Annotated in this window: 22 protein-coding genes and 1 other annotated feature; of the genes, 4 read left to right on the forward strand and 18 right to left on the reverse strand. The window is 43.4% G+C overall.

All coding sequences use genetic code 11. From position 1 onward, the window contains the following. Nucleotides 1-61: 61 nt before the first annotated feature. From LG307_RS16115 to nadB, 8 genes are all read right to left on the reverse strand, one after another. Entirely contained in the window at nucleotides 62-628 is a 567-nt protein-coding gene (locus LG307_RS16115; RefSeq protein ID WP_404444034.1) for a BofC C-terminal domain-containing protein, read from the reverse strand. A 166-nt stretch (nucleotides 629-794) separates the two neighbouring features. After that, on the reverse strand, nucleotides 795-1,550 hold the full coding sequence (locus LG307_RS16120; RefSeq protein WP_404444036.1) for a YhcN/YlaJ family sporulation lipoprotein: 756 nt from the start codon (nucleotides 1,548-1,550) through the stop codon (nucleotides 795-797). Nucleotides 1,551-1,650: 100 nt separating this feature from the next. After that, nucleotides 1,651-2,391, reverse strand: coding sequence for an NAD(+) synthase (gene nadE / locus LG307_RS16125; RefSeq protein WP_404444038.1), 741 nt, complete (start codon nucleotides 2,389-2,391; stop codon nucleotides 1,651-1,653). A gap of 32 nt (nucleotides 2,392-2,423) precedes the next feature. Beyond that, a complete protein-coding gene (locus tag LG307_RS16130) occupies nucleotides 2,424-3,434 on the reverse strand; it encodes a phosphotransferase (RefSeq protein ID WP_404444041.1) in 1,011 nt (336 codons plus the stop codon). Further along, entirely contained in the window at nucleotides 3,388-4,878 is a 1,491-nt protein-coding gene (gene safA, locus LG307_RS16135) for a SafA/ExsA family spore coat assembly protein (protein ID WP_404444044.1), read from the reverse strand. The genes LG307_RS16130 and safA overlap by 47 nt, the downstream gene beginning before the upstream one ends. A 352-nt stretch (nucleotides 4,879-5,230) precedes the next feature. After that, a complete protein-coding gene (gene nadA / locus LG307_RS16140) occupies nucleotides 5,231-6,334 on the reverse strand; it encodes a quinolinate synthase NadA (protein ID WP_404450478.1) in 1,104 nt (367 codons plus the stop codon). A gap of 4 nt (nucleotides 6,335-6,338) precedes the next feature. Next, nucleotides 6,339-7,181 carry a carboxylating nicotinate-nucleotide diphosphorylase gene (gene nadC / locus LG307_RS16145; protein WP_404444046.1) on the reverse strand — a complete coding sequence of 281 codons (843 nt, stop codon included), beginning with the start codon at nucleotides 7,179-7,181 and terminating at the stop codon, nucleotides 6,339-6,341. Further along, nucleotides 7,138-8,769, reverse strand: coding sequence for an L-aspartate oxidase (gene nadB, locus LG307_RS16150; protein WP_404444049.1), 1,632 nt, complete (start codon nucleotides 8,767-8,769; stop codon nucleotides 7,138-7,140). Before nadB ends, nadC begins: the two co-directional genes overlap by 44 nt. Nucleotides 8,770-8,904: 135 nt before the next feature. On the opposite strand from nadB, the gene LG307_RS16155 reads away from it, so the two are divergent. Next, the gene (locus tag LG307_RS16155; RefSeq protein ID WP_404444051.1) at nucleotides 8,905-10,047 is read left to right on the forward strand and encodes an IscS subfamily cysteine desulfurase; all 1,143 of its coding nucleotides are present in this window, start codon (nucleotides 8,905-8,907) and stop codon (nucleotides 10,045-10,047) included. A 4-nt stretch (nucleotides 10,048-10,051) separates the two neighbouring features. Further along, the gene (locus LG307_RS16160) at nucleotides 10,052-10,588 is read left to right on the forward strand and encodes a transcription repressor NadR (RefSeq protein ID WP_404444054.1); all 537 of its coding nucleotides are present in this window, start codon (nucleotides 10,052-10,054) and stop codon (nucleotides 10,586-10,588) included. 117 nt (nucleotides 10,589-10,705) lie between these two features. Here LG307_RS16160 and pheA read toward each other — a convergent pair whose 3' ends face one another. The 10 genes from pheA to LG307_RS16210 all read right to left on the reverse strand — a co-directional run bounded on the left by pheA (nucleotide 10,706) and on the right by LG307_RS16210 (nucleotide 18,457). Next, complete coding sequence (pheA, locus tag LG307_RS16165) at nucleotides 10,706-11,566, reverse strand: prephenate dehydratase (protein ID WP_404444056.1); 861 nt, start codon at nucleotides 11,564-11,566, stop codon at nucleotides 10,706-10,708. Between the two features lie 51 nt (nucleotides 11,567-11,617). Continuing rightward, the gene (locus tag LG307_RS16170) at nucleotides 11,618-12,061 is read right to left on the reverse strand and encodes an ACT domain-containing protein (protein ID WP_404444059.1); all 444 of its coding nucleotides are present in this window, start codon (nucleotides 12,059-12,061) and stop codon (nucleotides 11,618-11,620) included. Nucleotides 12,062-12,130: 69 nt separating this feature from the next. Then, nucleotides 12,131-13,414, reverse strand: coding sequence for a GTPase ObgE (gene obgE, locus LG307_RS16175; protein WP_404444062.1), 1,284 nt, complete (start codon nucleotides 13,412-13,414; stop codon nucleotides 12,131-12,133). 55 nt (nucleotides 13,415-13,469) lie between these two features. Next, a complete protein-coding gene (locus LG307_RS16180) occupies nucleotides 13,470-14,000 on the reverse strand; it encodes a Spo0B C-terminal domain-containing protein (RefSeq protein ID WP_404444065.1) in 531 nt (176 codons plus the stop codon). Nucleotides 14,001-14,212: 212 nt separating this feature from the next. Further along, on the reverse strand, nucleotides 14,213-14,503 hold the full coding sequence (gene rpmA / locus LG307_RS16185; protein WP_148987769.1) for a 50S ribosomal protein L27: 291 nt from the start codon (nucleotides 14,501-14,503) through the stop codon (nucleotides 14,213-14,215). Between the two features lie 12 nt (nucleotides 14,504-14,515). Continuing rightward, nucleotides 14,516-14,842, reverse strand: coding sequence for a ribosomal-processing cysteine protease Prp (locus LG307_RS16190; RefSeq protein WP_339147038.1), 327 nt, complete (start codon nucleotides 14,840-14,842; stop codon nucleotides 14,516-14,518). Nucleotides 14,843-14,857: 15 nt separating this feature from the next. Beyond that, complete coding sequence (gene rplU, locus LG307_RS16195; RefSeq protein ID WP_064100111.1) at nucleotides 14,858-15,166, reverse strand: 50S ribosomal protein L21; 309 nt, start codon at nucleotides 15,164-15,166, stop codon at nucleotides 14,858-14,860. A gap of 15 nt (nucleotides 15,167-15,181) precedes the next feature. Next, nucleotides 15,182-15,270 (reverse strand) — a sequence feature (ribosomal protein L21 leader region). 58 nt (nucleotides 15,271-15,328) lie between these two features. Then, on the reverse strand, nucleotides 15,329-16,780 hold the full coding sequence (locus tag LG307_RS16200; RefSeq protein WP_404444069.1) for an Rne/Rng family ribonuclease: 1,452 nt from the start codon (nucleotides 16,778-16,780) through the stop codon (nucleotides 15,329-15,331). A gap of 32 nt (nucleotides 16,781-16,812) precedes the next feature. Then, entirely contained in the window at nucleotides 16,813-17,682 is an 870-nt protein-coding gene (locus LG307_RS16205) for a M50 family metallopeptidase (protein WP_404444072.1), read from the reverse strand. Beyond that, the gene (locus LG307_RS16210; protein WP_404444075.1) at nucleotides 17,675-18,457 is read right to left on the reverse strand and encodes a peptidoglycan DD-metalloendopeptidase family protein; all 783 of its coding nucleotides are present in this window, start codon (nucleotides 18,455-18,457) and stop codon (nucleotides 17,675-17,677) included. The genes LG307_RS16205 and LG307_RS16210 overlap by 8 nt, the downstream gene beginning before the upstream one ends. 196 nt (nucleotides 18,458-18,653) lie before the next feature. Here LG307_RS16210 and LG307_RS16215 point away from each other — a divergent pair, with 196 nt between their 5' ends. Together LG307_RS16215 and LG307_RS16220 are read left to right on the forward strand one after the other, a co-directional pair. Further along, nucleotides 18,654-19,022, forward strand: a complete 369-nt coding sequence (locus tag LG307_RS16215; protein ID WP_404444078.1) for a prepilin-type N-terminal cleavage/methylation domain-containing protein — start codon at nucleotides 18,654-18,656, stop codon at nucleotides 19,020-19,022. Nucleotide 19,023: 1 nt separating this feature from the next. Then, entirely contained in the window at nucleotides 19,024-19,542 is a 519-nt protein-coding gene (locus LG307_RS16220; RefSeq protein ID WP_404444081.1) for a hypothetical protein, read from the forward strand. The last annotated feature ends 10 nt before the right edge of the window (nucleotides 19,543-19,552 follow it).

Genomic DNA, 19,552 nt, shown 5'->3' on the forward strand with positions numbered 1-19,552 from the left:
AAGGCAAATCACCATGATCTCCAATCAACGTCAAAAACAGACCAGCAAAGTGCCGGTCTGTTTATTGTTTTTTGGTTGTATATGGCTTGAATGTCTCTAACACCTGTACATAATCATCTTTAGATACCACTCTGATTCCACCCTTTAATTGTTCATGTTGATGGCTTTCGAGTTTGCCTACATCGATCTGGAAGAAGGATTGTATGATTTTGGATGCTTCTGTTGGCTTCCCTTCATAGATGGTAAGAATTCCATCTTCAGAGATTCCAAAATATCCATTGGATTTCAACAGCGGCGAGATATCATCCACGTATTGCTGGAACACAACTTGTTCCCCGTCTAAGTCAATTACTTGCCAGTCTTCGTATTGAGCCCAGAAATCCTCCATTGCCCAAACGGTCTCATCTAAAATCTCTTCACTGACCTCGCCATCGAGATAGATGCGCTCTAACACGACCTTCAATGATAACGGACCGTTCACTTCAAACGCATCCTCTAGAACTTCTTCGTCCACATATTCATTTTCATCTGCTGCACCTTCATAAGTGGCAAACGTATAAAGCAATCCAGATGCGGCAACGAACACAACTACCAGAAGGATCCACTTTTTAATTATGATGGGTTTCATTGTTACATTGCCCCCTCACATTCTCATTAGTTTAATTTCTATTCCTTAAATATGGATGATCTCATCTTTTTTAGTTTGACCATATTTAGGAATATTAACCATGAGCTTAAAGGGAATTTTTCTGCATAAAAAAACAGCCCCTAAAAATACAGAGGCTGCTCCTACATTATCTTGTCATGGTGCGATAAATGCCACGCATCGTGTGATCCAAATCATGCAAATGCCATTCTCCATTACGCAAGTCATTGTCCACACTGCGGACTGTACTGTATACACTTGCATCAGCAGCAATGCGAAGCTCTTTATCTTTCACAAGAGACTCTACTGCTTGACGCACCTCGCGTTTTACTTGGCGTGTATCTTCTGTCCCATTTTCTGGATTTATCGCGACAAGCACTTCATTCCCATTGATGAGAACACGGGCATCTTCCACACCTTCTACTTTTGTAGCCTGTTTCACAATACGGTCAGCAAGTTTCCCATCATAATTATTGTAATAAGATGGGTTGCCCACATTCTCGACCCCGTTAAGATGGCCGTGATAATTTTTGTCCGTACGGCTATAATGTGGCGAATCGTACCCGATATCCATCATACCGCCTTGATCATTACGGTTTCTTGCTTCTCTGACTCCAATCTCTTTGTTACGTCTTACTCTGTTTTCGTCATAGACAACAGAACGGTCCAAAATTTCGTTTAATGGACCATCATTATCTTCCAAAAGACGGGCATTGCCCTTTTCTTCCGGTTCGCGACGTGTACGGTCATTGTTTACATAAGGATTGTGTTCGCTTGTATAGTACCCAATAGGTCTTGTTTCCTCATAATACCTATTGTCTGTTGCACTTTCCTTTTGGCCGCATCCGGCTAGACCGCCAACTAAAAGTGCCGCAGAGGTTACAGTGAATAGTGACTTCCTCAATGTAAAAACCCCCTAACGAGTCAGTTGAGTACAATAGATGTACTCTCCTTTAGGGTGACAAGTTAAGGGGTGTTTTATTTTGTTAGTTCTCTCCAAGCTTTTAAAATTTTGGAGGGGCATATGCCAATTGACGTTTATGTTCTGTACGTTTATGCATTCTGTCGATGATTTGCTTGTCTTTTTCGGGAATTTCTTCCCCTTTAAGGTAGCTGTCAATCATATTGTAAGTTGTTCCCATTTCATTTTCGTCCGTTTGACCTTCCCATAAACCGGCACTTGGGGGCTTGTTGATGATGCCCTCCGGCACTCCAAGAACTTTAGCCATTTCACGGACTTCTCCTTTAGTAAAATGAACAAGCGGAACAAGGTCCACTCCTCCATCACCAAATTTAGTGAAATAGCCTGTGTGCCATTCCGCTGCATTGTCTGTACCGACTACAAGATAGCCATAGTTATTGGCCACGGCATAAAGCGTGGTCATGCGAAGGCGTGCCCTCGTATTCGCGTCTCCAAGTCTGGCGCTTTCTTCGTTCCATTCTCCCTTTTCCTTTAACTGCTTTTCCATTGTGGAAAACAGGACTGTATGCGTCTCTGAAAGGTCCACCGTCGTATGAGAGATTCCACAGCTTTCAATGACTTCCAGTGCATATTCTTGATCTTTTGGATCACTTTTACATGGCATAATGACACCAAGGGAGTCTTCCGGAAATGCCCGTTTAATTAGATGAGCAACGACCGCAGAATCAATCCCTCCACTTACCCCGACGATTGCTCCGTTCAAGCCTGCATCTTTCACTTTTTCTTGTATCCACTGTACCAACTTGGCAATTTTTTCTTCCATTACGTATTCTTCCCTCCATTTAGCAATATTGATTATTGTATCAGATTGTTGTAATTCGTCAAAAATTGTTTGCGCAATTCCCAGGTAGAAATAAAGAAAGAAAGGTTGGCGAAGCTGCTTGGCATCCCTTCATCGCCGATCGCTTTGGAAAAATGGTTACCCTCCCGTAAAATGTCCATGGGAAAAGAAAGTCCCGTCGCAAACCATTTTGTTTCTTTGCCCATATCAATAAAGGAAGAATGAGCTTGAAAAAGGGGAAGATTCCATTTGATGAAAGGGAGAATTCTGCTTGCATATTGCACATAATCCCATTCGGCACTTCCTACAGAAAGCAGATCATAATCAATTAAATACACTTTATTATTTGCAGTTCGAATAAAATTATGACTTGCCAGATCCCCATGAAGAACCACTTCTTCTGTTTTTACAAATTCTTTTGAAAGCCTATTCAGAGAAAGGTGGCTATAGTATACAATTTCACCAATTACTTGGGGATTAAACCACTTTATCAAAAAGGGAAGATTACTTTCAAAAACCTGAAGTCGATTTTCCCATTTGGCTATCATGTTTTCCTCTGGAAGGTCAGACGGAATGCTCGAAAGAATGGATTTACTGTGCAGGTGAAATTTTTGGAGGGTGAGAAGTCCTTGCACTCTATCCTCATCCTTTAAAAAACTAAATTTTCTCTTTGGCTCGATATATTTTAACAGCACCCAGTATCGGCCCTGTTCATGGAGAAGAAAAAAGCCGTCATTAAATTTCTCGTACATAAGCCCCGCATGAAAACCGCTCTTATGTAAATGCTGACTAAACCGTATGATGGATTCGAGGTTTCCAGATTCTTCATATCCCTTTAAAACGTAGATGCCTTCTCCAGTAAGAATTTTAAACAAATTGTTTTTTATCTTATTGTAGGAATGGATCGTAAGCTTTGTTTCCTGAGAGAGACGAAAGAAAAGACGATTTCTATTGAAATCGTCTCTAAATACCGGCTGATTAGTTCTCATCATCATTTTCTGGACCATCAAAATCTGATCCTTCATGTCGCTCTTCATTTGTGTAACCTGTATAGCCGTAGCCATAACCTTGAGGATTATAATAACCTGGAGCTACAGGGTATCCATACGGTGCATACCCATAAGGTACATCATTTCGATATCCTTGAGGCGCTCCACAACCGCAATCTCCACCGGAACTTGCTCCTGCTACTTGTTGCTGTTGCTGGTCACCGCCCATTTGTCCGAACCCTGAACCTGGAGCAACCGGCCCCATCGGATAGCAAGGATAGCCTCCCATTGGTCCCATTGGCATTCCTTGAGGCATCATTTGCGGCATGCCCATCCCTGGCATCATTCCAGGCATACCCATTCCTTGCATTCCTGGCATCATTTGTGGCATGCCCATTCCCTGCATTCCGTTTTGAGCCATTTGATCTTGAACGCCCATTACGGCAGTCTCCATCTCTTCATTACTCATATTCGGCATTTGCCCCATTTGTTGCAGTTGTTGCATCTGCTGCATCATCTGTTGTTGCATTTGCCCGTAATCCACATCAGGAGATTCTTCGCCTTGCTGAACCCCCATTACTTGCGATCCATCCATTCCTTGCATTCCTGGCATCATCCCTGGCATACCCATTCCTTGCATCCCTGGCATCATCCCCGGCATGCCCATTCCTTGCATCCCTGGCATCATCCCTGGCATGCCCATTCCTTGCATCCCTGGCATCATCCCTGGCATGCCCATTCCTTGCATCCCTGGCATCATCCCTGGCATACCCATTCCTTCGCCACCCCATCCTGGACCCCATCCGTGGTGGTGATGATGGTGTTTAGGAGGACATGGAGGACATAAACCGCTTCCCGGCAGTACTGGTGATACAGGATAGCACTCTTCCATTGCTGGCTGTTGCACTCCCATCACTTGCTCCGGACTTTCAGGACTTTCTTCTTTAGGTTTTGGTATGTTCACTGGCATATTTTCATTAGCCATTCCGATATTAGGCATGTTCACATTTGGCATCTTTATGTTTGGCATTTTCGCATTTGGCATTTTGATATTTGGCATCTTCGGCATTTTTTCATTAGGCTGTTTATGCGGAACATTAACAGTCAGATAGTTATTTACATCCACTTCTGGAAAATACGGCTTTAATTGCGGCATTTTCGGTGTGTATGGAGTTTTGGGAGCTTCTTTCACCGGTTGCTCTTTCACCGCAGGCTTTTTAGGCATCTCCTTATAAGGATGCTGCGCTTTAGGCGCCTGTACTCCCATTACTTGTTTTGGTGCTTCTTTCGTCACACCCATCACTTGGCTTTCTTTCTTGACAGGTACTCCTGCCATCGGCACTTTTATTTTCATTCCAGGCATAATCATGTCAGGATTGCTTAGTTGTGAATTCGATTTCTTTAGTTCTTCGAAGTTCACATTGTATTTCTGGGCAATCTTCCACAATGTATCCCCTTTTTGGACAATATGGATTTTCAAGGATTTTCCCTCCTTAGCAAAGTCTTTACAGTCTATGAGTTGTGTAGGCATTTTGCCACTATTCTTCAACTCAACTTATGCGTCAAAAGGGGAGTTTATGATAAAAAACATGGACACCGCTGGGGAAAATAAAATTTTTCCTAGGAAAAATAAATTTTTTACCCGGCTGCGCCCATTTTTATGATTGCCTTAAATACCGCTGTTGATTTCCGCGTTTTCCGTGGGGCGACCTTGAGCCTCCTCGTTTCACTGCGGGGTCTCAACAATGTCGCTACTCCCCCACTGGAGTCTACGCCTTTTGCTCCAATCAACAGCTAGAAATTCCCTTAAATATTTTACATTTCTGATATTATCAAGCGTGTTCTAGCATTTTGTTTAGGGCGGATATGGCTTGGTGTGCTGTTTCTTGTTCGACTTGGATTCTGTTGATGATTTGTCCGCTCTCGATTGATTCTAATGCCCATAAAAGGTGGGGCAGGTCGATCCGGTTCATGGTAAGGCATGGACACATGTTTGGATTAAGCGAGACAATCTCCTTGTCTGGGTGTTGTTGGATGATTCGGTTTACCAAGTTCATCTCTGTCCCGATCGCCCATTGACTGCCTGGGTCCGCTTTTTCAATTGTTTCGATGATATATTTTGTGCTTCCTGCCAAATCACTTTTTTGTACGACTTCCCATGTACATTCCGGATGTACGAGAATGTTCATCTCAGGCTTATCCGTTCTCAGCTGTTCGATATTGCTAAGCGTGAACTTTTCATGAACAGAGCAATGCCCCTTCCACAGAATCACTTTCACTTTCGAAAGATCACCGTCATATTCCAACTCATCTGTTATGGGATTCCAAACGGCCATTTCTTCAAGTGGAATTCCCAAGTCAAAGGCTGTGTTTCTGCCTAAGTGCTGATCTGGCAGGAACAAGATTCTTTCTTTTTGCGAGAATGCCCAGTTCACCATTTTATGGGCATTGGAAGAAGTAACAGTCGCTCCTCCTCTTTTGCCGCAAAAGGCTTTAATGGCTGCGGTGGAATTTACGTAAGTCAAAGGCAGCATCGTGTCCCCAAAAACCTTTTCAAGCTTTTCCCATGCACGCTCCGTTTGATGAATATCCGCCATATCCGCCATCGAACAGCCTGCCCTCATATCCGGCAAGACCACCACTTGATTTTCATTGGTCAAAATATCTGCTGTTTCTGCCATAAAATGGACGCCGCAAAAAACAATATAAGTCGCGGTCGTGTCTGCTGCAGCTTGCGCAAGTTGTAGCGAATCGCCAGTCGCATCGGCAAATTCAATCACTTCATCTTTTTGATAGTGATGCCCCGGAATAAATAGATCCGCTCCAAGCTTCTCTTTTATCTCCTTCACTCTTGCTCTCATTTCATCTGTAGTCATCTCACGATATTTAGAAGGCAATAGCCCGTTATCTTTTTTTACCAAATCTAGTATGTTCATCATGTCAAACTCCCTTCGCCCCAACGTTAAAACTGATATCTAGTGATTTTGCTGAATGGGTTAACAGTCCTAACGAAATATAATCAACACCAGTGTCCCGGTAGGATGCGAGGTTGGTAAGATTAATGCCGCCGGAAGCTTCTGTTGTAATGTGCTTTGGCACATGCTCGATGTACTCTTTTATTTCTTCAGGTGTGCGGTTGTCGAACATAATAACATCTGCACCAGCCTCGACAGCTTCCTGCACCTGTGCCAACGATTCCGTTTCCACCTCAATTTTGACCATATGCCCGACTTTTTCACGGACACGGTTTACCGCGTTTGTGATGCTACCGGCAAATTCGATATGATTATCCTTAATCATCACTCCATCGTACAAACCAAAACGGTGATTATATCCCCCGCCGCATGTGACCGCGTATTTTTCCAACATTCTCAACCCCGGTGTCGTCTTTCTCGTATCACAGACTTTTGTAAGAGTGCTATCAAGTATTGCTACGGCCGCTGCCGTCAGCGTCGCAATTCCGCTCATACGCTGCATCAAATTCAATGTCACTCTTTCGGCACCAAGCAACGCCCTCATGTTTCCTTCCACTTTTGCAATGATTTCCCCTTTTTCCAGGCTGTCACCATCTTTTTTGAAAAGAGTCACGCTTATGGCTGGATCTAGTATGCGCATTGCTTCTTCCACAATCTGTTCTCCTACAAAAACACCATTTTCTTTTGCAATAAAGGTCCCTGAACCTTTTTCATTTTGAGTAAAAAGCGCCTCCGAAGTAAGATCTTTTTCCCCAATATCCTCTTTATAAAAATGACGCAGCATCTCTTGCAGCATGATTGTATTCATCTAACTCTTTCTCCTTCCCCAATGCGGTTTCCCCTTTTTGACCATGCAAAATCCGGACCTGCCTCCAGGATTCTTTTGCTACAGGAAAGTCAGAACGATAATGGGCTCCGCGACTTTCCTTTCGTTTTAGGGCCGCTTCTGTAATCAATTGGCATAACTGAAGCATGTGAATGGTTTCTATTTCTTCTATTTGCAAAATATCCGTAAGTTGAGTGATCGCTTTGCAGTAAGGCTGGAAAAGTTCAAGCCAATTCCTTAACTCTACCAACCCTTCCTCGTTACGGACAATTCCTGCATGCTTCATCATCATGTGTTGAATCTCCGCCTTTAACGGAAGTGGTACAACCCGTTGCTGCAGCAAATCCATATCAAATGTATTGTTCGATTTTTTGTGCCAAATTAAAGGATGGACTAACGTTCTCTCTGCCAACAGATGATCAGCAAGCGTCTTTGAAAAAACAATCGTCTCAAGTAATGAATTGCTTGCCAACCTGTTTGCCCCATGCACCCCATTGCAGGCAGCTTCTCCAACAGCAAATAAGCCCTTCAGCGAGGTTTCTCCATGAACGGTGGTGTAAATCCCACCCATATAAAAATGAGCACCCGGCACAACCGGAATAAGGTCAGCCTTTAGGTCAATTCCGTGCTTGGCGCAAAGTTTAGTGATGGCAGGAAACCTAGTTTCAAAATGCTCCACTTTGGAGATATTCAAGTATACTTTTTCACCGGAATCGAGCTCTTGGAAAATTGCCCTTGACACTACATCTCTTGGTGCCAGGTCATTCATTGGATGAACATCCTCCATAAATCTTTGTCCTTGACCGTTTTGGAGAAATGCCCCTTCCCCTCGAACCGCTTCCGAAACTAGCCCGACCGCTTTTCCATTAACAGAAAGCATCGTAGGGTGAAATTGCATGAATTCCAAATCTGTCAAAGTTGCTCCCGCCTGATAGGCAAGTGACAACGCCATTCCTGTAATGCTTTCATTATTGGAGGTATAAGGATAAAGGGAGCCCGCACCACCTGTAGCTAAAATTACTCTTGAGGCGAAATAGTTTGTCCGTTCCCCATTGGAATTGAGGGTTTGAACACCGCAACAACGTTCATTTTCAACATGCAACTTGATAACGGTTTCATGTTCTACCATTAAAACCTTTTCAGAAAGCGTTGATTGGAGCCATTCCATTAAAAGCTTCCCTGTCTGGTCTCCGCCAGCATGAAGGATCCTCCTTTTCGAATGGGCTCCTTCCATCCCCAGTGAAAATTCACCCAAACCGTTTCGATCAAACTGCATCCCTTTTTGAATCAATGCCTGCAACTCACCTGGCCCGCATTTTGTAAGTAATTCCACTGCATCTTCCTCGTTGTGGTAGCATCCTGCCGAAAGGGTATCTTCATAGTGCAATTGCCAAGAATCTGTATGTTCGATGGCACAAGCAACTCCTCCTTGTGCAAGAAAAGAATTATTATCATTTTTACTCGACTTTGTGAAAATAATCACATTCATATGCTCACTTAAATAATTTGCAGTCAACAAAGCGGATAGTCCACTTCCGACTACAATGACATCTCGCTGTATACTAGACACAAAAAAACCTCCTGTGTATATAAGTGTCTTGACACCTATATTTACATATTTCTATACTAATGACAAGAGATTTTTTACAAGACCAACAGTTTGCTAGATTTAGCAGTCTTTTAGCGGGGAAGGAGTTTTTCAAACATGATATATCTCGATTACGCAGCTACTACCCCCATGAGCAACGAAGCCTTGGAGGCCTACCAACATGTGGCACGGAACTATTACGGTAACAGCAGCAGCCTGCACGACACAGGCACCACAGCAGCGGATTTGTTGGAAACCTGCCGTGGCGAGCTTGCACGTATGATTTCAGGGGAAAAGGAAGGAATTTATTTTACAAGCGGAGGAAGTGAGGCGAACTTTCTGGCCTTGCGCACCCTGTTGAAAGGGAATGAACAGAAAGGAAAGCATATCATCACCACAGCAACCGAACATGCTTCCATTTTTTCTTTGTGCAAGGTTTTAGAAAAAGAGGGCTATGAAGTAACCTGGCTGCCTGTGGACGCCAATGGAATCATTGCCCTTTCACAGTTAAAAGCCGCATTAAGGGACGATACTTGCCTTGTATCCATCCACCATGCCAACTCTGAAACAGGGATCTTGCAACCGCTTGAAGCGATAGGCGCATTATTAAAAGAGAAAAACATCCACTTTCATAGCGATTGTGTCCAGACATTTGGTAAAATACCAATAGACGTAAAGAAGCTCCATCTAACAAGCCTCTCAATCTCATCCCATAAAATTTATGGACCAAAGGGAGTCGGAGCTTTATATATCAATCCAAAAGCATCCTGGAAATCCATCTATCAAGGTACGACTCATGAAAGAGGAATGCGCCCCGGAACGGTTGACGTTCCAGGCATTGCAGCCTTCCTGACCGCTGCTCAACAAATGGAGTCGTCCATGAAAGATTTAAAAGAAAAATATGAAACGATGCGAATTCATTTTCTAAGGCTGATTCACCAATCATGGCTTCCCATTGTCATCGAAGGAGAACATGGTCAAGCGTTGCCGCATATTCTCGGCCTGAGACTATCTGGGTTGGAAGGACAGCACGTGATGCTTGAATGCAACCGAAAAGGCATTGCCATTTCAACAGGAAGTGCCTGTCAAATGGGTTCCCAATCCCCTTCCAGAACGATGCTAGCCACCGGAAAAACTGCCGACGAAGCAAGAGAATTCATTCGCATTTCATTTGGCAAAAAAACCACCATCAGAGACCTCGAGCTAGCTGTACAGGCACTCAAGGAAATCATAGAAGAACAGATGAAAAGGAGCGGCTAAACTTATGACGCAAGAAAAGAAAGTACTGGGGGAAGAGCGGAGAAACCTCCTACTGCACTGGCTGCAAACGGAAGACAAGCCACTGACAGGCGGAGAATTAGCAGGCCGGACCAATGTAAGCCGACAAGTCATCGTCCAAGACATCTCCCTTTTAAAAGCAAAAAACGAACCAATCCTGGCAACCAGCCAAGGCTACGTCTACATGAAGCCGTTCGGCGAGCAGGTAAAAAAAGAGCGAATCATCGTAAGTTTCCATGAACCGCATCGGACAAAAGAAGAACTCTATATTCTCGTCGACCACGGCGTAACAGTAAAAGACGTCCGCATTGAGCACCCGGTATACGGCGATTTAAATGCATCTGTCATGGTTTCAAGCCGCTCGGAAGTGGACGCCTTTATCCGGAAAATAAAGCAAACCAACGCTTCCTACTTATCACAGTTAACCGATGGTACACACTTGCATACGATAGAGGCTGATTCTGAGGAGAAGCTGGATGCAGCGTGTGCGGCGTTGAAGGAAGCTGGGATGGTGGTGGAGTAGGGAGAGCGTGGGGTTGCTTCTGGCGTATAGAACAACCCCACGCCAAAACAAACAAATAGAAACCTGCCCAAAAATGCACACTACCTCTGCACCCCTAGACAGGTTCCCTCTTCCCTACTATTTCAACAAATAACTATTATATCTCCCCAACACTTTCACAGAACACCCCAGCGCCTCCAGCTCCTCAATCGCAGGCGGGATCAAAGGGTGATCCACTTCCTCATTAACATCGATAATGAAAAAATAATTACCCAAACCCGTTTTCATTGGTCGGGATTCAATTTTCGACAGGTTTAGTTTTCTCCAGGCAAATACCGATAACACTTGATGAAGTGCTCCAGATTGGTCTGTAGGGAGCGACACCATCAGTGTTGTCTTTTCGCCAATATTATCATACTCTTCATTTTGAATCATCACCGTTTCATCGCGATGGAGGATGATGAACTTAGTATGGTTGTTGTCGTAGTCATGGATGTTTTCCTGCAGCACACGTAAGTTATATTCTTTTGCAGCAAGAGAATTTGCGATGCATGCAGCCTTCTTGGAAACTCTGTGATCAGAAATTAGTTTTGCGGCAGCCGCAGTGGAAGAAGTGGTTTCATACACTGCATTCGGGTACTTTTTATGTAAAAATTTATGGCACTGGGCAATCGCATGGGAATGTGAATAAATCACTTCCAGCTCGCCGCCATTTTTAAAATGATCAGGATGAACCAGCAGATGCTGACTGATTGGAATGGTCAGCTCCCCGACAATTGGCAAGGGACAATCGTGAATAAGGTAATCAAGCGTCACATTCACCGATCCTTCAATTGCGTTCTCGAGCGGCACGACCGCCATGTCGACTTTTCCTTCTAACACCGCATCCATGCATTCCGGTATCGTGGAATAAGCCTTTTTAAACGACTCTGGAAAAAAATTTGTTACCGCCATGTCGGTAAATGTTGCTTTCGGTCCTAAAAATCCAATTCTTGTCATGCTCTCTACTCCCTTATCTCCACTATGCTTCCTTAGGATCACAGTAAAATACTAAGCGCCTGTCCCTAAGATCTCTACTTTATCTACAAATTCTAATCGCTTCAGCATGGAAAGTAAAGCGTTGATATCCCCTCTTAGCCCAGACATATCAAGAGAAAGGGTCACGTTTGCCTTCCCCTGAAGTGGAATAGTTTGGTGAATGGTCAACACGTTACAGCCGACAGTTGCGACTGTTGCCAGAAGTTGCGATAATGCACCTGTTTGATCTTCCAGGTGAAAAAACAATGTCATGATTTTTTCTTTTACCATCGTGTGAAACGGAAAAACGGTGTCGCGGTATTTGTAAAAGGCACTGCGGCTGAGGTCCACTTTTTGAACCGCTTCGGCGATGGAGTCTACCTTTCCGCGCGCAAGCATTTCTTTTACTTCAATCGACTTTTTCATCGCTTCTGGCAGGACATCCTCCCGCACTAAAAAGAACTTCTCCTCTAACATCGGATATCTCTCCTTTTTTCCGTATATGTAAAGAAGAGAGGATAAAATGAATTATCCCCTCCGGCCAATCTATTCAACAAATTCGAATTCGTATTTCAGTAGGCGAACGATGTCGCCGTCTTGTGCACCGCGTTCGCGCAAGGCTTCATCTACTCCCAAACCACGAAGTTGACGCGCAAAACGTTTGATGGACTCTTCATGATTGAAGTTTGTCATGATAAACAGTTTTTCAAGTTTTTCACCTGAAAGGACAAATGCACCATCTGGATCACGTGTAATCATGAATGGAAGTTCTTCCTTCTCATGCGTGTAAACAACACGTTGCTCGATTGCTTCTTCTTCATATAATGGATATTCCGGAGCTGTTTCAAGCTCGTCTGCCACTGCATATAAAAGGTCACGAAGACCGCTGCGAGTCAGAGCTGAGATAGGGAACACCTTTACATCGTCCCCAAGCTGCTGCTTGAATATTTCCAGATTTTCCTCTGCATCCGGCATGTCCATTTTGTTGGCTACAACAAGTTGGGCACGCTCTGTCAGACGCATGTTATATTGTTTCAGTTCTTCATTAATTGTTAGGTAATCCTCATATGGATCGCGGCCTTCTAATCCACCCATATCGACCACATGGATAATAACCCTAGTACGCTCGATGTGACGAAGGAATTGATGTCCTAGCCCCACACCTTCATGTGCACCTTGAATCAATCCCGGTAGATCGGCCATTACAAAGCTGCGACTGTCTTCGGTTTCTACTACACCAAGGTTAGGTACGATAGTGGTGAAATGGTATTCAGCAATTTTGGGTTTCGCTGCAGATACAACCGATAGAAGAGTTGATTTTCCTACACTTGGGAAACCAACAAGACCGACGTCCGCAAGCACTTTCAACTCAAGAACAACATAACGCTCTTGACCTGGTTCCCCGTTCTCCGCAACTTCTGGAGCCGGGTTTCTAGGCGTTGCAAAACGTGAGTTACCACGACCTCCGCGGCCACCTTTTGCTACAACATACTGTTGGCCGTGCACTGTTAAGTCAGCCAACGTTTCTTTTGTATCATCGTCCATGACGACAGTTCCAGGTGGAACCTTGACAATCATGGCTTCAGAGTTTCTTCCATGCTGGTTTTTGGACATTCCGTGCTCTCCACGAGTTGCTTTAAAGTGGCGTTTGTAACGGAAATCCATCAGTGTGCGCAAGCCTTCTTCTACTTGAAGAATAACGTCCGCCCCTTTACCACCATCACCGCCGGCTGGTCCACCATCCGGTACATATTTTTCACGACGAAAGGCAACCATTCCGTTCCCGCCGTCGCCACCTTTTACATAAATCTTGACCTGATCGACAAACATTGATTATTCACTCCGATATGTCAAAAGGTAAAAAACAACCTTTTGCGTTCATTTTTTAAAGCTTGTAAGACACTTGGATGGTGCTCTGCTCTTGGCTTACTTCTTGTCCTACCACTGAGAATCCATCCGGCTGTGTTTGCAGCCACTCCGTTAAAAAGTTTGTATCTTCTAGTATTCCATTTATATCAAAAAAGAAACGAACTTCCGCTTCTTCTATATGCAAATTTAAAAACAAATGGTTATCTGCTTTTTTGTTCACCGCATGTTCCAGGTCGGTAAACAAAGAAGAAATCCATTTGTATAATGGTTCATCTGCTTTTGACAGATTTACAGGCTCTCCGATAATTTCGTATTCCATCGAAAACAATCTCGGTTCCCAATGAAAAGTAATCAGATATTCCGCAAATGCAGGGGCTTGTAAATTCGTCAAGAAAGATTCGTGATTGGCTTCCAGCACAATCTCATCTATCAAATTATTCACTCGCTCCAAGCGTCCAAGCGACAAATTCGCCTTAATCAACTGAATACGATTAAGCCAATCATGCCTCGAATGACGCAACACATCCAACGTCCCTCTATTTCTCATAATACCGTACTCCTAGTCCAAACATAAATTCCATACCTTCTTAACTATGTCGATTATAGCATAAAAAAAGAAGAAAAGGGGGTCAGACCCCCAAAGGATTTTCATTAATGACTTCGAATAGCATAGAGTTTCCTCTTGTTCAACGGGAATACGCGCGCTTAGCGCATTAAAAAAACTCTAACCTAAACATAGGCTAGAGTTCCTTTTGTTAATTATGCTTCTTGAGCAACAGGATATACGCTAACTTGTTTGCGGTTACGGCCTAGGCGCTCGAAACGAACGATTCCGTCAACCTTCGCGAACAATGTATCGTCTCCACCACGTCCAACGTTTGCTCCAGGATAAATTTTAGTACCGCGTTGACGGTATAAAATAGAACCACCAGAAACTTGTTGACCGTCTGCACGCTTAGCGCCAAGACGTTTTGATTGAGAGTCACGACCGTTTTTAGTACTACCTACTCCCTTTTTGGAAGCAAAGAACTGAAGATCTAATCTTAACATGTATTCCACCTCCTACTTAGAAATGGTTATATAATTTCCATAGTCACGTTCAATAGTCTCTAGAGACACAACCATACCTTCCAGCAACAGTTGTACTTTCTCATGTGTCGCTTCATCCAAGCCAGATGGAACCGAACACTTTAAAAATCCATCTGCCCCTTGCTCAATATCAGGAGTAACCTGACATAATGACATGACCGCGTTCACTGCACCGAATGATACAGCAGAAACACCGGCACACACAATGTCTGCACCTTTTTTGGCAAAGTTAGCATGTCCAGTTATGGTAAACGATTGGATCAGCTTGTGATCGTCTCGCTTTATTGTAACTTTAATCATACGATCACCTTAAAATTACAGGTTGATTGCATCAACAGTAACTTTTGTGTAAGGTTGACGATGACCTTGTTTTTTACGGTAGTTTTTCTTCGCTTTGTACTTGAATACAGTAATCTTCTTCGCACGACCTTGTTTTTCAACTTTAGCCGTTACAGTTGCTCCCGCTACTAATGGGCTACCGACTTTAACATCGTCGCCACCAACGAAAAGAACCTTGTCGAAAGTTACTACATCTCCAGCAGCACCATCAAGTTTTTCGATGTAGATCGATTGACCTGCTTCAACCTTGATTTGCTTACCACCTGTTTCAATAATTGCGTACATTCTCTTGCACCTCCTCAATAGACTCAGACTCGCCAGTGTCAGGTATATGTAACGAATTCACGTTCATATTTCATGGAACCTGGACTGTGCGGTTGTAGCACGGGTGCTACAAACTAACAAAGAACATCTTAGCATATTTCAAACCCTTATGTCAATAAGGTTTCACAGCGTTTTTACCCTTTCTTTCGCATCCTCGACAGATCCGGCAAAACGTATTTCAAAACGCGGAACCCCGTCCTTTTTTATAAAATAAATCTGAAGGCCGCTACGTTCCATTATATCAGGTAACCCCACCAGCTTGTCCACCACTTCCGAACTTGCTTCCACTACAACGGCTTCCACATCGCTTCCTTTAAACTCCAACAGTTCCCGCTCCAGCTGATAGGTGACGGTGTCCATTGAGAACACCACCCCTTTTCCGTCGCATGGCGAACAAGGCTGCAACAACATCTTCGTCAACGGCTCCCGAACTTTCTTACGCGTCAATTGCAGCAGATTTAATTCCGTAAATCCAATCACTCTCACATGGGAACGATCTTTCTGAGCCGCATCCTTCACCTTTCGCAACACCTGCTCCCGCTCACCATCACTTGCCATATCAATGAAATCAACAATGATGATGCCGCCGATCTGCCTTAATCGAAGCTGTCTCGCAATTTCCACTGCCGCCTCGATATTTGTTTTCAGCACCGTCTCTTGCAAGCCGGTCTTCCCTATGTATTTTCCTGTATTCACATCAATGACTGTCATCGCTTCGGTATGTTCAATAATGATGTACCCGCCGCTTGGCAGCCAAACAATCCGTTTCAACGCTTTCTCAAGCTCCTGCTCCATGCCCCTTCTTTTAAAAATGCCTTCCTTGCCTTGATAAAAACGGACAGGATAGCCTTTCTTTTTCAGGAGCTGGGAGATTCCCGCATCGTCCACCTCTACAAGTTTTACCTCAGCCGGTGAAATCTCGCGAATTATTTTTGATAAAAAATGGTCCTCCTCGTGAACAAGGGAAGGCACCTTGATTGACGTACTCTCCTTCTCCTGCACCTCGAGAAACTGCCGCTGCAGCTCAAGCAATTCTGCTTCGACCACATCGGCGGCAACGTGCTCACTTGCCGTTCGTAAAATAACTCCCTCTTCCGCAGTCAGCCATTCTTGGAGAAGCTTACGCCATTCCTGCCTTTTAATTTCCGACATCTTTTTGGAAATGGCTTTGTACTTACCGTAAGGCTGATACACGATATGCTTGCCTGGAAACTCAAGAAGCCCAGTCAATTTGGCACCCTTCGTCCCCTCGCCCTCCTTCACTACCTGCACAAGGATTGCTTCCCCTTGGTGGACAAAATGGGAAATCCCTTTTTGCTCCTTTTCCGTTTTAGAAAGGGTGGAGGTTTGATAGGAACATAAATGGTCGCGGTGAAGATATCCTGGCTTCTTTTGTCCAAAATCAACAAAAGCGGCTTGCATGCCGGGCAGGACATTCACAACGCGACCAACATAAATATTCCCTTCTATCGGATGAGATGTCGGCCGGTCCAGCAGTAATTCGACAATTTTATCATCCTCTTTTATCGCGACTCGTTTCTCTGTCGCCTTCATATCCATAATTAACTCTATCAATGAATTAGCCTCAGCTTTCGAAGTGAAGTTTTTTAATATGAATACAGGATATCTCCTATATCAATTGTCGTCAACTTCTCCTTGAAATAAGCATGCAGCAGTTCATTTTCATCAAGCGGAGGCTGTTTGTCGCTCCCTTTCATCACAATAATATTGTGCTTGCAATCACGCTTGAACTTTTGCAGAACGTGATGAATCTTCTCTTTTTCATCCACCACAATCGGTGTTATCGTTGAAAACGTATTGTTCTTTCCATAATACCGCTCCATCAAAAAACGCATAAAGACAAAATGCCTTTGCTTCCATTCCGTATATAAGGAATAAAACAAGAACACGGTGATAATCCAAATATTCAAATGCAATGGATCAATGACGAGATACGTCGCAAAAAAAAGCGCTAAAAAAACAAAGGACGCCTGCAAAGTCCGCTCATGAGCCTGTGCAAAAGCTGCCGTCCGACTAAACAGCAACCCCATTATTTTCCCGCCATCTAATGGCCAGATCGGCAATAGATTTACAAGGAAAATCATTATATTGAAAGTGAAAAACATTTCCCACATCTCAATAGAAAGATAGCCCAGCTTGAAAAAAAGAAAAGCACCCGCTGCAAGCCATACATGCTGCAACGGACCAGCAAGCGTCACAACTAACTCTTCTTTCAACGGTCGGTTTCCATGTTCCTCCATTTCGGCGACCCCTCCAAACGGCAGCAACAACACTTGCTTGATACGCCAATTGTAATGGGTCGCCGCAATCCCGTGGCCCAGTTCATGAACAAGCACAATAAAGAATAAGATCAGCAGCTCCCTGAAATTCGCCGTCATGATGGCCAACCCCGCTAGAAACCACATAAGTGGATGTACATGAATCTTCTGTAATAGCCTCAGCCATTTATTATTCAAATGAGATCACCTGCATAGGGTCGATAAATTCATTGTCTTTTTGGATGGCAAAATAAAACATCCCTTTTGAACCATCTTCCAGCACCGTTGTTTTACCAAGCACATCGCCCGTTTCGATAAAATCAAACAGCTTCACATCTACTTCCCCAAGCTGTCCATACCACGTGTAGCTGTCATCTGGGTGCTGGATGATAATCGTCTTGCCTGTGTCCTCCCTATTTCCGACAAACGACACAAACCCGCCATTCATGGCTTCAACATTCGAATGGGCAATTGTTTCCACCATCACACCCTGCCCGTTCGCTTCAAAACTTTCGAAAACTCGTCCAGATACGGGAATGACATAATCGTCCGCATTAACATTTGGCTGCTCTGTCGTTTTCGGCAAAGGCAACAATGCCAACGACTTCCCGAATTTGTCCTCATACCAAGAAGTGAACGCCGCAAACTGAAAACTCTGCTCCATCGTTTTTGAAACGTACTGGCGCGGTTTTTCAAAAGCACTGGAAGGATTCTGGAACATTATTGCCACGACCAACACAAGGATGGCAGAAGCCAAAATCTTAAACAAAAAATGTTCCTTGTTAAATAGCGGATGCCCCCCGCCACCATCCGGTCCCCCTTCATAGGAGGTATAACTTGAACCTCCATATTTATCTTCATCACGCACCATGTGTTGTGTCGGTCCTAAGTTGTTCCGTTTTGGCAACTGCGTCTGGCGCTGCCGTCTTCTCTTCGCGGCCCTTCTTCTGATTTCCGCTATCCGATCGTTCATACAAACACCCTTCCCGCAAATAGGTTTGTACCATTTTATGACTTGTCCGGGGAGGATATGACGGGTCGTCAAGCAGCTTTTTAAATCTATTATTTTAAGTAAAAACATATTAAGTTTTACAAGTTTTAGTATAATAGGATTATAGGAAAAAAGTAATGTTTGATAACCTTGAAAAAAGTAGGGGAATGTAGTGAAAATGATACAAAGAATACATAAAGAAAAAGGATTAACGTTGATAGAAATTCTAGTTTCCATTGTTATTCTAGGAATTATCCTTACTGCTATGCTGGGGTTCTTTTCTCAAACGGTAAAGTACTCCTCTCAAAATGAAAACAAGATTACTTCCATAAACTTAGCCGAAAAAGTGCTATCTCAATATAAGGCGAGTAATTCTTATACCTCAGAGCACAATATAAACGGGAAAATTTATTATGTTGATGTTGCTGAACTCACTGCTCATCAAACCAAGGACTTAATACCGTTAGCTGTGAAAGTGTATACTGATCCATCTCTTACACCTAAGTCGTTAACTACAGAACTCTATAGTTATATGGAGGCAAAATAAAATGAAAACAAATCAAAACTCCCAGAAAGGCTATGCACTTTTATATGTGTTGTTAACTATTGTATTGATTGGATTATTTATTCCACCTTTAATGAATTCAGTGCTTTCAAGTAATCTCCAATATAAAAAAACAGAGGAAAGCATTCAACATGAAAAGCTTGCTGAAATGGGAACTATTTTTTTCGAGAAAAAAGTAATTGATATACTTGAAGATTGGAAGTTACCTGATGATTGGGTACCTGATAATAGAGAAGCTTGGAACGCAAAGTCAAGTGAAGAGAAAAATGAAACGTTAAATCAATATGTTCTCCAAAGTGTAACAAACAATATTGAGGGAAATCATACCTCCAATTTTTTAGATACTGACGAATATAAAATTGAACTGACAAATATTCGTGTCATGCAAGTAACTGGAACAATTAACTATCAAATTTCAACTTCCTTTAATAATGGTGCACCGAGGTATTTTACAAAAGAGATGACCATTCCCAAAATTGATTTTGAAATAAGGGAAAATTAAAAACAGGAGA

It is taken from the genome of Sutcliffiella horikoshii (assembly GCF_044809035.1).
Classification (GTDB): domain Bacteria; phylum Bacillota; class Bacilli; order Bacillales; family Bacillaceae_I; genus Sutcliffiella_A; species Sutcliffiella_A horikoshii_G.